Genomic DNA, 12,654 nt, shown 5'->3' on the forward strand with positions numbered 1-12,654 from the left:
TGCCGGACCGTGACCTGCCGCACCGTACGGTGAGGCCCGTGCGTCCCTGGCTGCTGCGGGCTCTCGTCATGACCGTGCTCTACGGCGTCGGCCAGACCGCGTTCGTCGCGCTGTCGTCGCGGTACGTGTCCCTGTCCCTGGTGTGGACCCTCGTGCTGCTCGGCGTGCTCCTGCTCGTCGGCCTCGTGTGGGGCGGTGCGGAGGTCATCGCCGACCGGATGCCGCCGGAGTGGACGTGGCTCAAGGCCTCGCTCGCGACGGGTCCGGCCGCCGGACTGCTGAGCTGGGTGCTGCTCGCCTCGTTCGTCGACGCCACGGGTGTCGAGGACCTCGGGTCGGCGCTGGTCGGCCGCGCGTCGTTCACGGTCCTGCTCGTCCTGGCCTCGGTGTCCCTCGGCGCCCGGTTCGGCTGGCTGTCGCTGCGCCGCGCCGACGACCCGCGTGCCGACGAGGACCCGGGGGCCGACGTCGACCTCCCGGCGGTCGACACCCCGGACCTCCCCGCGACGGCCTCCGGCGCGCCCGCCGGGCCGCCCGTGCTGCCCGCGTCGACGACCGAGAAGGTCGCCTCGCGGCGTGCGCGGCGGGGTCTCGCCCCGCAGCCCGCTCCCGCGGCCGAGCCGGCACGGACGCAGCGGGTTCCCGACGACGAGCCGACGCGGCTGCCGTTCGGTACCGGCCCGTTCGCGGAGCGGTCGGGGTCCTACTCCCCCGTCGTGGCCGTGCTGCCGCCGGTGACGCCGCTGCCGGACAGGGTGCACCCGGCCGAAGACGAGCCCGCCGAGGACCCGGACCGGTCGTCCCGGCGGCGCTTCGGGCTGCGCCGCCCGGACTGAGTTCCCGGGCGCCGGCGCGGGGGGTGAGCGAGCACCTGCGGTGGTGCGGGGCGGGTGTGGCCCGCCGAGGGTGCTCGGTGATCACTCCAGCGCCCGCAGCACGGCGGCCAGCGGCGGCCAGTTCTCCCGGCCCCGGCGCACGACCGGCCGGGCGCGCAGCCGCACCGGCGGGTCGGGCAGGTCCAGCACCCGGATCCCGTCGCGCGGGGGTCGGTTCGTGGGCAGCAGCCCCACCCCGAGGCCGGCCAGGATCAGGTCGTCCACCAGATCCAGGCTGTCGGCCTCGTGCGTGACGTGCAGGTCGAACCCCGCCGCCGCCCCGAGCAGCCGCAGCACCCGTTCGTCGGCGTCGTTGCGCGAGTCCCCGATGAAGGCGCGGTCGGCGTAGGCGGCGAGCACCTCCGCCGAGGTCGTGGCCCTGACCGGCACCGTCCTGTCGTCGGGGACCCCGAGACCCCAGCGAACCTCCCAGAGTCGCCGGCCGGCCCGGACGGAGGGCGGCATGGGGGCGGCCGGGGCGAGGTCGTAGTCGTAGACGAGCGCGAGGTCGGCGGCGTCGGCCTCGAGGAGGGCGAGGGACTCGGCGGGCTGCTGCTCGTGGAAGGTGAGGCGCAGGGCGGGGTGGCGGACCGCGAAGTCGGCGACGATCGGGATCAGGGAGCGGCGGATCGCGCTGGCGAAACCCGCGACGCGGACGGTGCCGGAGGGTTCCGCCGCGGGGTCGAGGTCGTCGCGGGCGGCGTCGACGGCGGCCAGGATGCCGCGGCCGTGCTCGGCGAGCCGCCGCCCGGCCGGCGTGAGCCGGACCCGGCGCCCGTCGGGCTCGACGAGCGCGGTCCCGACCTCCCGGCCCAGGGCCGCGATCTGCTGCGACACGACCGAGGTCGAGGTGCCGAGCACGTCCGCGACCGCCCGCATCGATCCGAGGCGGTCGAGCTCGACGAGGTGCGGCAGGCGACGGGTGTCCACCGTCGCGATTCTACGAACGGATCGTCCGTGATCCTCACGTGGACGCGGACGGTCCCGGCCGCGTTGACTCGTCCTCGTGACGACCCCCCGCGCCCGCTCGGGCGCCCTGCTCGCCCTCGGCTCGATGTCCTGCGTCCAGCTCGGCCTCGCCGCGTCGGTCGGCCTGTTCTCCGTGGTGCCGCCCGAGGGCGTCGCGGCGCTGCGTCTGGTCTGGGCCGGCCTGCTGCTCCTCGTGATCGCCCGGCCCCGGCGCTCGTCGTTCACCCGCGCCTCGTTCGGGGCGGCGGTCCTGCTCGGCGTGGTGACCGCGGGACTGACGATGCTCTTCATGGCCGCCGTCGCCCGGATCCCGCTCGGGACGGCGAGCGCGATCGAGTTCCTCGGCCCGCTCGGGGTGGCCGTGCTGCGCGGTCGCGGACGATCGGTGCTGTGGCCGGTCCTCGCGGCGGGCGGCGTGCTCCTGCTGACCGAGCCCTGGCAGGGGGCGACCGACCTCCTCGGCGTCGCGTTCGCCCTCGGCGCAGCGTGCTGCTGGGCGGGGTACATCCTGCTGACCCAGCGGGTCGGCGACGCCGTGACCGGCCTGCAGGGGCTGGCCGTGTCCATGCCGGTGGCGGGGCTCGTGAGCGCCGTGGTCGCGTCGACGCTGGTGCCCGACCTCGGCGCGTCGCTGACCTGGCCCGTCGTGCTGGTGGGGCTCGCGCTCGCGCTGCTGCTGCCCGTCGTCCCGTTCGCCCTGGAGCTGCTCGCCCTGCGCCGGCTCGCCGCGGGCGCGTTCGGCACCCTCATGGCGCTCGAGCCCGCCATCGCGCTGCTCGTGGGAGCCGTGGTGCTGGGTCAGGTGCCCTCGGTGCTCGCGGTCGTGGGGATCGTCCTCGTGGTCACGGCCGGCGTCGGGGCGGCCCGCACCGGCGGTCGTCCCGACGACGAGCCGCGCGTCGCCCGGGAGCCGTCCCCGACCGCGTCGGCCTGACCGTCCGTGGCGCGCGGCCCGGTCACCGCTCCGGGGCGTGCTCGGGTCCCCTCGGGTCGTCGAACCCGGCGTCCAGGCCGCGCTCCTCCCGCAGCGTCCCGTCGCCGGGGTCGCGGCGGAGGCGGACGACCTGCCGCCGGGCGCGCAGCGGGACCACCACCAGCCCGCCGGGACGGACGGCGGCCGCCCAGGAGGCCGGGACCGCGGAGGCGACCGACAGGAAGGCCACGAGGCGGTCCACCGGGTCGTCGGGCAGCGGCTCCCGCAGGGCGTCGGTGGTCGTCAGGCGGGTGTTGCTGCGGCCGTCCGCCGCGAGGAGCCGCCGCGCGCGGGCCGTGACGTGCGCGTCGACGTCCACCGAGTGCACGACGCCCTCCGGCCCCACGGCCCGCGACAGCACGGCCGTGGCGAACCCGGAGCCCGTCCCGATCTCGAGCACACGCCCGCCGCGTGGCAGGTCGAGCAGGCGCAGCATCGCCAGCACGACCGCCGGGCGCGTCCGGTGCCGATAGGCCGTGCCGTCGTCCGCGCGCTGGTAGTGCTCCGCGTCGGTCCGGGCGTAGGCCGCGCCGAGGTCGGCCCGGGGGCGCACCGTGCTCCCCCTCGCCCGCCGGTCCGCCTCAGCCCGCCAGGGCCCCGTACGCGGCGGCCATCTCGTCGGACGACGGGCCCTCCAGCCGCCCGGGCCGGGCGAGACCGTCGAGGACGACGAAGCGCAGCGTCGCGCCGCGGCTCTTCTTGTCGACCTTCATGTGCTCGACGAGGTCGGGCAGCGCCCCGGCCTCGTAGCGGGTGGGCAGGCCGACGGAGGCGAGGACGTCGCGGTGGCGGTCCGCGGTCGCGTCGTCGAGCCGCCCGGCCCGGCGGGCGAGCTCGGCGACGAACACGAGCCCGACGCTGACCGCCTCACCGTGCCGCCAGCGATAGCGCTCCCGGCGCTCCACGGCGTGCCCGAGGGTGTGCCCGTAGTTCAGGATCTCGCGCAGGTGCGACTCGCGGAGGTCCGCGGCCACCACCTCGGCCTTGACCCGGACCGAGCGGGTGACCAGCTCGGCGATCACGTCGCCGTCCGGGTCGACCGCCGCCTTCGGGTCGGCCTCGACGAGCTCGAGGATGCGCGGGTCGGCGATGAAGCCGGTCTTGATCACCTCGGCCATGCCGGCCGCGATCTCCTCGGGGCCCACGGTGCGCAGGCTGTCCAGGTCCGCGACCACCGCGGCGGGCTCGTGGAAGGCCCCGACGAGGTTCTTCCCGGCGGCGGTGTTGATCCCGGTCTTCCCGCCGACGGCGGCGTCGACCATGGCGAGCAGGGTGGTGGGCACGTGGACCACCCGCACGCCGCGCATCCAGCCGGCCGCGACGAACCCTGCGAGGTCGGTCGCCGCGCCGCCGCCGACCGCCACCACGGCGTCGGAGCGGGTCAGCCCGATGCGGCCGAGCTCCTCCCAGCACCGGCCCGCCGTCGCCAGGTCCTTGCCGTCCTCGGAGTCGGGGAGCGCGACGCGGTGCACGTCGACCCCGGCGGCCGTGAGCCCGTCGGCGACGTCGGTGGCGATCCCGGTGACGGCCGGTTGGTGCAGCACGGCGACCTTCGCGGCGCCGGCGAGCGGACCGCCGTCGGCGACGGCCGCGGCGACCGTCCCCGTGACTCCCCGGCCGATGGTCACGTCGTACGGGCTCCCGGAGGCCACGTGCACGGTCTGCACGGGAGCGTCGTCAGCAGCCTCAGCCACGGCTCGCCACCTCCGACCCGACCAGGGTGTGGACCTGCTCCGCGACGGCCTCGGGCTCCAGGCTGTCGGTGGCGACCTCGTGGGCGGCCACCGAGCGGTACACCGGGAGCCGCTCGGCGAGCAGCGCGGCGAACGTGGCCCGCGGGTTCACCCCGGCCAGCAGCGGGCGGGCGGTCGACAGCCCGGTCCGTCGGACCCCGGCGGCGAGCCCCACCGAGAGCAGCACCACCGGGTGCCCGGCCAGCGCCTGCCGGGTGGCCTCGGCCAGCACCGCTCCCCCGCCCAGCGCCAGCACCCCGTCGTGGGTGGTCAGGGCCTCGGCGACGGTCTCGCGCTCGAGCGCCCGGAACACCGGTTCGCCGTCGGTGGTGAAGATGTCCGCGATCGCCCGGCCGGCCTTCTGCTCGACCAGGGTGTCGGTGTCGGCGAACGGCACGCCCCACCGTCGCGCGAGCAGCCGGCCCACCGTGGACTTCCCCGCCCCCGGTGGCCCGACCAGCACCACCACCGGGCTCATCGGTCCACGACCCGGAGCGGGTCGATCGTCGCGCGGTACGCGGCGGCGTTGCGGGCGGTCTCGGCCAGCGAGTCCCCGCCGAACTTCTCCAGCGCCGCGTCGGCGAGCACCAGCGCCACCAGGGCCTCGGCCACGACCCCGGCGGCCGGGACCGCGCACACGTCCGAACGCTGGTGGTGCGCGGTGGCGGCCTCGCCGGTGGCCAGGTCCACGGTGCGCAGCGCGCGCGGCACCGTCGAGATCGGCTTCATCGCCACCCGGGCACGCAGCGGCTCACCGTTGGTCATCCCGCCCTCGATGCCGCCCGCCCGGTTCGAGGCCCGGTCGATCCCCGCGCCGCGGACCGCTCCCCCGTCGCTGCGCTCGCCCCGGGCCGGGTCGATCTCGTCGTGCGCGGCGGACCCGCGGCGCCGGGCCGTGGTGAACCCGTCGCCGATCTCGACGCCCTTCATCGCCTGGATGCCCATCAACGCCCCCGCCAGGCGGGCGTCGAGGCGGCGGTCGGCCTGCACGTAGGACCCCAGTCCCACCGGCAGCCCGTGCGCGACGACCTCGACCACGCCACCGAGGGTGTCGCCCTCCTCCTTCGCGGCGTCGACCTCGGCCACCATCCGCGCGGTGGAGGCCTCGTCGACCGCGCGGGTCGGGGACGCGTCGATCCGCTCGCCGTCGCCGGGCAGCGGGATCGTGTCCGGCGTGGCGTCCGCGGTGCCCAGCGAGATCACGTGCGAGAGCACCTCGACGCCGAGTGCCTGGGCCAGGAACGCCTTCGCCACCGCGCCGAGCGCGACCTTGGCCGCGGTCTCCCGGGCCGACGCGCGCTCGAGCACCGGGCGGGACTCGTCGAACCCGTACTTCGTCATCCCCGCCAGGTCCGCGTGCCCGGGACGGGGCCGGGTGAGCGGCGCGTTGCGGGCGCGGCCCTCCAGCAGGGACGGGTCGACCGGGTCGGCCGCCATCACCGTCTCCCACTTGGGCCACTCGGTGTTGCCGATGCGCAGCGCCACCGGTCCGCCCTGGGTCAGCCCGTGCCGGACCCCGCCGAGGATCTCCAGCTCGTCGGCCTCGAAGCTCATCCGCGCGCCCCGGCCGTAGCCCAGGCGACGACGCGCCAGCTCCGCCGAGATCTCCTTCGACGACACCGACACCCCCGCGACCATGCCCTCGAGCACCGCCATCAGGGCCGGACCGTGCGACTCACCTGCCGTCAACCACCGCAACACGCGCGCCATCGTTCCACGTCCTCCCTCCCCCGCTCAGCCCGCGGCCAGCAGGACGACCCAGCTCACCCCGAGCAGGGGCGGTCCGAGCGGCAGCGCCACCCGGGCCCGCGGGACCGCGACGGCGGCCAGGAGCGCCGCGGCGACCACCGGCACGAGGGCGACCGCCCACCACCCGACCGCCGCCAGGGGCGCCCCGAGGGCGGCTGCGAGCTTCACGTCGCCCCCGCCGACGGCGCCCGGCGCGAGCACGGCGACCAGCGCGTGCAGCCCGCCCAGCACGAGGGTCCCGGTCACTCCCGCCAGCACGGCCGCCCCACCGAGGGGCACGAGCGCCGCCCACCCCAGCGGGATCGCCGGCAGCGTCAGCGCGTCGGGCAGCCGGCCCGCCGTCAGGTCGGTCGCGCAGCCCGCCACCGCCACGACCGACACCACGAGCAGCACCGGGACCCACGCCGGAGCCACCAGGCCGATGACACCCGCCGACGCGACCGCGGCCCAGGCGCAGCCGACCCCCACCTCGCACCACCCCCGGGTGAGCGGCACCGGACGGCGCACGGACGCCAGGCCGCGGCGGGTCACCGCCCCGACCGCCGCGCCCGTCCCGAGGGGCACCAGCACCCCGAGCACCACGTCCAGCCACATCGCCATGCGGCCGAGGGTGCGGGGCGACCGCACCGGGCGTCACGCGCCGCGGTCTGGCCTGGGGACAACACCTGCCCGCGCTGCCGGTGGGGACGGAGCGCTACGGCGAACGGACGTCGAAGCCGGTCGCGCGGACGAGCGCCCGGTGCATCTCCCGGCGGGGCGCGCTGCACCCGGTGAACTGCTCGACCTGCCCGAAGGCCTGGTGGAGCAGCATGTCCAGCCCGGTCGCGACGGCGAGCCCACGCCGTCCCGCCGCCGCGGCCAGCGGCGTCGGCCACGGGTGGTACACCGCGTCGAGGACGACGGCGTGCCCCGGGAGCCCGGCGACCAGCCGGTCGGCGACCGCGGCGTCCACCGCGCCGGCGGGAGTGGTGTTCACCAGGGCCTTCGCGCGCGACAGGTCGACCGCGTCGAGGTGGCCGAAGGTGCCGACGAGCCCGCGCATTCCGTAGGCGTCCACCACGGCGGCGGTCTCCGCGGCCCGCGCGGGCTCGCGCACGACGAGCTGGACGTCCTCGGTACCGATGTCGTACAGCGCTCCGACCGCCGCCGACGCCGTGGCCCCGGCGCCGAGCACCACCACGTCGTGCAGCCCGGCGGCGAGGGGCGCGGGCTCGACGATCCCGGCGGCGCGCAGCGCTCCGACCACCCCGTCGACGTCCGTGCAGTCCGCCGTCCAGCCCGTGTCCGACCGGACCAGGGTGTTCGCCACCCCGAGGCGCCGGGCGCGGGTGGACGCCGAGGACGCGAACGCCAGCGCGGCCTTCTTCCCCGGCATCGTCACGGAGAGCCCGACCCAGGCCGCGTCGAGTCCACCGACGAGCCCGGGGAGTTCCTCGGCCGTGCACTCGCGGCGCTCGTAGGTCCAGCCCCGCAGCCCGAGCGCCTCGTACGCGGCCCCGTGCAGCACCGGGGAGAGCGAGTGCGCCACCGGTGACCCGAGGACCGCGGCCCGCCGGGGTCCGGTCATCAGTAGACCCCGCGGGCCTGCGCGAGCCGGCGGTTCGCGTCGTGCTCCTCGGGCGTCACCGCGAAGCAGGAGGCGCCGTCCTTCTCGCACTTCACGAAGTACACCCAGCCACCGACCTCGGGGTTCAGCGCCGCGGTCAGCGCCGGGGTGGACACCGCGCCGATCGGCGTCGGCGGCAGCCCGAAGTTGAGATAGGTGTTGTACGGGCCCGGCGCGGCGCGGTCGACCGGCGTGGTCAGCAGCGTCTGCCGGTCCAGCGGGTAGTTGATGGTGGAGTCCATCTGCAGCCGCATCGGGATCGGCAGCCGGTTGTAGACGACGCGGGTGATCCGACGGAAGTCCGACTCGATGCCCTCGCGCTCGGCGATCGAGCCCACGATCAGCGCCTGGTAGGGCGTCACGTCGTTCGCGGCCGCCTTCGTCACGAGCCCGGCGGACTCCAACGTCTCCGCCGACGTCCGGACGACCGTGGTCAGGGCGGACACGGCGTCGGAGCCGGGGCGCACGTCGTAGGTCCCGGGTGCGACGAGGCCCTCGAGGCGCCGCTCGGGCGGGGCGCGGCGGGCGCCCTCGAGCGCCCAGTCCGGCACGCCCAGCTGCGCCGGGTCGGTGTCGGCCATGGTCCGGCGCAGGTCGTCCACCGACACGCAGGTCCGCCGCCCGGCGTCGTCCACGGCGCAGGTCGCCTCGGAGATCAGGCTCAGCACCCCGGGCACCCGGGAGGCGCCCACGCCCGCCGTGTCGTCGAGCTGCGTGCCGCCACGGACCTCCAGCCGGCCCAGGCGCGACGCCGGGTCGAGCATCCGGGTCACGGCGCCGGCGGCCGACATCTGGCGCGCCATGTCGTAGTACCCGGGCTGGATGCCGCGGCCGCGCGGGTCGTCCTCGGCGGCCTGGCCGAAGCCGCGCGCCGAGGCGACCACCCCGGCCGTCACGAGGGACTCGCCGATGTCGCGGGTGGAGTCGCCGTCGGCCACCTGCACCACGACGTGGCCGGAGCCGGGGCCGTCGAAGTCCGGCGGGAACACGACGCCCCACAGGTCGCGGGCGAAGAAGGCGCCGCCGGCCAGTGCGAGGACCAGGACCGCGGCGACGGCCGGCCAGACGAGGCGACGCCGCGCCGGGCGTTCCTGCGGGGCCCGCTCCGCCGCACCGGGGACGAGGCCCCCGAGCACGTCGAGGTCGCCGGTCGAGGAGCGGCGGGCGTCGTCGGCCGTGGTGGGTGCGGTCGGCTCGGCCGGGGTCCATGACGCGCGCGCCGCGGACGCGGGGACCGGGTGGGTGGGCTGCTCGCGGTGGACGTCGTGGCGACGGGACCGGTCCGGCGGACGCGGCAGGGTGACCCGGGCCGGCACCTCGGGGCCGTGCCCGTGCCGCAGGGTGTCGGTCACGGCGTCGTCGTCGTCCGGGGCGGCGAGGGCCGTGGTCGGCGCCTCCCAGTCCCGACGTCGGGTGGGGTGGCCGTCGGCGGGCGGTTCGCCGGGGCGACGCAGGCCGCGGCTGCGCCGCGGGATCCGGACGTCGCCGTCGCCGTCGTGGCCCGGGGCCTCGTGCTGGTCGGCGCCCCGGGAGGACGACATCGGCACCAGGCGGGGCCGTTCGGAGCCCCGGGTCACGGGGCCGTCCCGCGTCGGGCGTCGAGCCAGGTCTGCAGGATCGCCACGGCGGCCGCCTGGTCGATCACGCGCCGCTGCGCCCGCCCCTTCACGCCGCGGTCGGAGAGCATACGCCCCGCCGTGACCGTGGAGAGCCGTTCGTCGGCCATGGTCACCGGTACCCCCGACACCCCGCGCTCGTCGAACACCTCGCGGAGGTCGTCGGCGTACCCGAGGGCCGCCCGGGCGGCCGGGCCCTCCCGCCCGGCCAGCGTCCGTGGCAGGCCCACGACCACCTCCACCACCTCGTGCTCGGCGACGAGATCCACGAGCTGGTCCAGGTCGGACCACGTCGTCTCGTCCCGATCGAGGGTAACGAGCGGTGTCGCGAGCACTCCGGCGGGATCGGAGAGGGCGACGCCGACGCGCACCGCGCCGACGTCCACGCCCAGCACCCGGCCCACTCGCGGCGATCCGTCCCCGTCCCCGTCGCTCCGCTCGCTCAGGTCGTCGCCACCTGCGCCCGCAGCGCGTCGATCGCGGCCCCGATCCCGGCGTCCATCCCGGCCGGTCCGCCCGACGGCGCTCCGCCGCCCTGCGCGAGGTCGGCCTTGCCGCCGCCCCGGCCGCCCACGGCGGGGGCGAACGCCTTGACCAGGTCGCCCGCGGCGAGGCCGCGGTCGCGGGCCGCGGCGGTCGTCGCGACGACGAAGGAGAGCTTCTCGCCGTCGGGGGCGAAGAGCGCGACCACGCCCGGACGGTCGCCGAGACGCCCGCGGACGTCGGCGGCGAGGGTGCGCAGGTCGCCACCGCCGACGCCGTCGGGCGTGCGGGAGGCGACCAGCGCGACCCCGGCCACGTCGTCGGCGCCGTCGGCCAGTGCCCCGGCCGACGACAGGACCTCCTTGGCGCGGACCGTCTCCAGCTCCTTCTCCGCGGCACGCAGCCGGTCGACGAGCCCGGAGATCCGCTCGGGCAGGTCCTCGGCCGGGGCCTTGAGCTGCTCGGCGAGCTGGCTGACCAGCACGTGCTCCCGGTTGAGGTAGCGGAAGGCGTCCAGCCCGACGAGGGCCTCCACGCGGCGCACGCCCGACCCGACCGACCCCTCGGAGATGACCTTGACCATCCCGAGCTCGCCGGTCCGGGCCACGTGCGTGCCGCCGCACAGCTCCCGGGAGTACTCGCCCATGTCCACGACCCGGACGCGGTCGCCGTACTTCTCGCCGAACAGGGCCATGGCGCCGAGCCGGCGGGCCTCGTCCATCGAGGTCACGTACCAGTCGACCGGGCGGTCCTCCTGGAGGATCTCGTTGACCTCGTCCTCGACCTCCAGCAGCACCGACGGCGGGATCGCCCCGGTCGGGGAGGTGAAGTCGAACCGCAGGCGACCGGGCGCGTTGAGCGACCCGGCCTGGGCGGCCGCCGACCCCAGCGCGTTGCGGACGCCGGCGTGGATGAGGTGGGTCCCGGTGTGGGCGCGCGCGATCGCGCTGCGGCGGGCGACGTCGACCTCGGCGTCCGCGGCGGTGTCGACCGCGATCTCGCCGCCGGTCACCACGCCCCGGTGCACGCGCAGGCCGGGGACGGGCAACTGGACGTCGTCGACGCGGACGGTCCCGCTCGCCGTCCGGATGACGCCGGAGTCGGCCTGCTGGCCGCCGGACTCGCCGTAGAACGGCGTGTTGTCGAGGACGACCTCGACCGCGTCGCCCTCGCGGGCGACCGGCACGGCGACCCCGTCGACGAGCAGGCCCACGATCCGGGCCGCGGCCTGGAGGTCGGTGTAGCCGAGGAACTCGCCGGGCGGGTGCTCCTCGAGCAGACGACGGTAGACCGAGTGGTCGGCGCTGCCCTGCTTGCGGGACGCGGCATCGGCCTTCGCCCGCGCCCGCTGCTGGCCCATCAGGGACTGGAAGGCACCCTCGTCGACCTCGAGCCCGGCCTCCGCGGCCATCTCGAGCGTGAGGTCGATCGGGAAGCCGTAGGTGTCGTGCAGCAGGAAGGCGTTCTCCCCGGACAGCCGGGCGCTCCCGCCGGCGCGGGTCTCGGCGACCGCCGACTCGAACAGCCGCGATCCGGTGGTGAGGGTGGCGAGGAACGCCTCCTCCTCGGCGGCGGCGACCGCGGCGATGCGCGGGAAGTCGGTGACGATCTCGGGGTAGGACGGCCCCATCGCGTCGCGGACCACGCCGACGAGGTCGACCAGCACCGGCTCGGTGATCCCGAGCAGCCGGGCGTTCCGGACGACGCGGCGCAGCAGCCGGCGCAGCACGTAGCCGCGGCCCTCGTTGCCCGGGACCACGCCGTCGCCGATGATCATGGCACCGGTGCGGACGTGGTCGGCGATCACGCGGAAACGGACACCGTCCTCCGCGGACCCGTCGTCGTAGGACCGGCCGGAGAGCTCCTGGACCCGGTCGATCACCGGGCGGACGAGGTCGGTCTCGTAGACGTTGTCCACGCCCTGCAGCAGGAAGGCGACGCGCTCGACACCGAGACCGGTGTCGATGTTCTTCTGCGGCAGCTCGCCGATCGGGGACGCCCCGTACTTGGGGCTCTCGTCGCCCCGGACGTCCTGCATGAAGACGAGGTTCCAGATCTCGAGGTAGCGGTCCTCGTCGGCGACCGGCCCGCCCTCGACGCCGTACTCGGGGCCCCGGTCGTAGTAGATCTCCGAGCACGGGCCACCGGGGCCGGGGATGCCCATGTCCCAGTAGTTGTCCCGGCCGTCCCGGCGCTGGATGCGCTCGGTCGGCAGGCCGATGACGTCGTGCCAGATCCGCTCGGCCTCGTCGTCGGACTCGTAGACGGTCACCCAGATCCGCTCGGGGTCGAAGCCGTACCCGCCGTCGTCCTGCGAGCCGGTGACGAGCGCCCAGGCGTGCCGGATCGCGCCTTCCTTGAAGTAGTCCCCGAACGAGAAGTTGCCCGCCATCTGGAAGAACGTGTTGTGGCGCGTGGTGCGCCCGACGTTCTCGATGTCGCCGGTCCGGACGCACTTCTGCACGGAGGTCGCCGTCCGGTAGGGCGGCGGGGCCTCGCCGAGGAAGTACGGCTTGAACTGGACCATCCCGGCGTTGACGAACAGCAGGGTGGGGTCGTCCAGGATCAGCGAGGCGCTGGGGACGGGGGTGTGTCCGGCGTTCTCGAAGTGCGCGAGGAAACGTCGACGGATTTCGTGGGTCTGCACGTC

The 12,654-nt window shown here is 76.2% G+C and carries 12 protein-coding genes; 2 read left to right on the forward strand and 10 right to left on the reverse strand.

All coding sequences use genetic code 11. From position 1 onward, the window contains the following. Positions 1-38 precede the first annotated feature (38 nt). Positions 39-836 (forward strand): hypothetical protein, encoded by a 798-nt coding sequence (locus ACQPYX_RS18430; RefSeq protein WP_433798751.1) that lies wholly within the window; start codon positions 39-41, stop codon positions 834-836. An 81-nt stretch (positions 837-917) separates the two neighbouring features. Here the strand turns inward: ACQPYX_RS18430 and ACQPYX_RS18435 are convergent, their stop codons facing one another. Next, positions 918-1,805, reverse strand: coding sequence for a LysR family transcriptional regulator (locus ACQPYX_RS18435; RefSeq protein ID WP_433798752.1), 888 nt, complete (start codon positions 1,803-1,805; stop codon positions 918-920). A 76-nt stretch (positions 1,806-1,881) separates the two neighbouring features. Here ACQPYX_RS18435 and ACQPYX_RS18440 point away from each other — a divergent pair, with 76 nt between their 5' ends. Continuing rightward, positions 1,882-2,778: an EamA family transporter gene (locus tag ACQPYX_RS18440; RefSeq protein WP_433798753.1), complete on the forward strand. Its 897-nt coding sequence runs from the start codon at positions 1,882-1,884 to the stop codon at positions 2,776-2,778. Between the two features lie 22 nt (positions 2,779-2,800). On the opposite strand, the gene ACQPYX_RS18445 is transcribed toward ACQPYX_RS18440, so the two are convergent. The 9 genes from ACQPYX_RS18445 to alaS all read right to left on the reverse strand — a co-directional run bounded on the left by ACQPYX_RS18445 (position 2,801) and on the right by alaS (position 12,651). Beyond that, positions 2,801-3,370, reverse strand: a complete 570-nt coding sequence (locus tag ACQPYX_RS18445; RefSeq protein WP_433798754.1) for a protein-L-isoaspartate O-methyltransferase family protein — start codon at positions 3,368-3,370, stop codon at positions 2,801-2,803. Between the two features lie 28 nt (positions 3,371-3,398). After that, positions 3,399-4,511, reverse strand: coding sequence for a 3-dehydroquinate synthase (aroB, locus tag ACQPYX_RS18450; RefSeq protein WP_433798755.1), 1,113 nt, complete (start codon positions 4,509-4,511; stop codon positions 3,399-3,401). After that, the gene (locus ACQPYX_RS18455) at positions 4,504-5,028 is read right to left on the reverse strand and encodes a shikimate kinase (protein ID WP_433798756.1); all 525 of its coding nucleotides are present in this window, start codon (positions 5,026-5,028) and stop codon (positions 4,504-4,506) included. The genes aroB and ACQPYX_RS18455 overlap by 8 nt, the downstream gene beginning before the upstream one ends. Then, entirely contained in the window at positions 5,025-6,260 is a 1,236-nt protein-coding gene (aroC, locus tag ACQPYX_RS18460; protein ID WP_433798757.1) for a chorismate synthase, read from the reverse strand. The genes ACQPYX_RS18455 and aroC overlap by 4 nt, the downstream gene beginning before the upstream one ends. A 24-nt stretch (positions 6,261-6,284) precedes the next feature. After that, on the reverse strand, positions 6,285-6,899 hold the full coding sequence (locus tag ACQPYX_RS18465; protein ID WP_433798758.1) for a prepilin peptidase: 615 nt from the start codon (positions 6,897-6,899) through the stop codon (positions 6,285-6,287). A 94-nt stretch (positions 6,900-6,993) separates the two neighbouring features. After that, entirely contained in the window at positions 6,994-7,866 is an 873-nt protein-coding gene (locus ACQPYX_RS18470) for a shikimate dehydrogenase (RefSeq protein ID WP_433798759.1), read from the reverse strand. Then, positions 7,866-9,482 (reverse strand): endolytic transglycosylase MltG, encoded by a 1,617-nt coding sequence (locus tag ACQPYX_RS18475; protein ID WP_433798760.1) that lies wholly within the window; start codon positions 9,480-9,482, stop codon positions 7,866-7,868. The genes ACQPYX_RS18470 and ACQPYX_RS18475 overlap by 1 nt, the downstream gene beginning before the upstream one ends. Further along, positions 9,479-9,907 (reverse strand): Holliday junction resolvase RuvX, encoded by a 429-nt coding sequence (gene ruvX, locus ACQPYX_RS18480; protein ID WP_433798761.1) that lies wholly within the window; start codon positions 9,905-9,907, stop codon positions 9,479-9,481. Before ruvX ends, ACQPYX_RS18475 begins: the two co-directional genes overlap by 4 nt. A 56-nt stretch (positions 9,908-9,963) precedes the next feature. After that, entirely contained in the window at positions 9,964-12,651 is a 2,688-nt protein-coding gene (gene alaS, locus ACQPYX_RS18485) for an alanine--tRNA ligase (protein WP_433798762.1), read from the reverse strand. Between the last annotated feature and the right edge of the window lie 3 nt (positions 12,652-12,654).

The sequence above is a fragment of the Actinomycetospora sp. CA-084318 genome (assembly GCF_050955885.1).
Classification (GTDB): domain Bacteria; phylum Actinomycetota; class Actinomycetes; order Mycobacteriales; family Pseudonocardiaceae; genus Actinomycetospora.

Excerpts from the sequence above, each read along its gene's own strand:
- ACQPYX_RS18470 (WP_433798759.1), bottom strand. The coding sequence starts at position 7,866 with ATGACCGGACCCCGGCGGGCCGCGGTCCTCGGGTCACCGGTGGCGCAC.
- aroC (WP_433798757.1), bottom strand. The coding sequence starts at position 6,260 with ATGGCGCGCGTGTTGCGGTGGTTGACGGCAGGTGAGTCGCACGGTCCG.
- ACQPYX_RS18455 (WP_433798756.1), bottom strand. The coding sequence starts at position 5,028 with ATGAGCCCGGTGGTGGTGCTGGTCGGGCCACCGGGGGCGGGGAAGTCC.
- ACQPYX_RS18465 (WP_433798758.1), bottom strand. The coding sequence starts at position 6,899 with ATGGCGATGTGGCTGGACGTGGTGCTCGGGGTGCTGGTGCCCCTCGGG.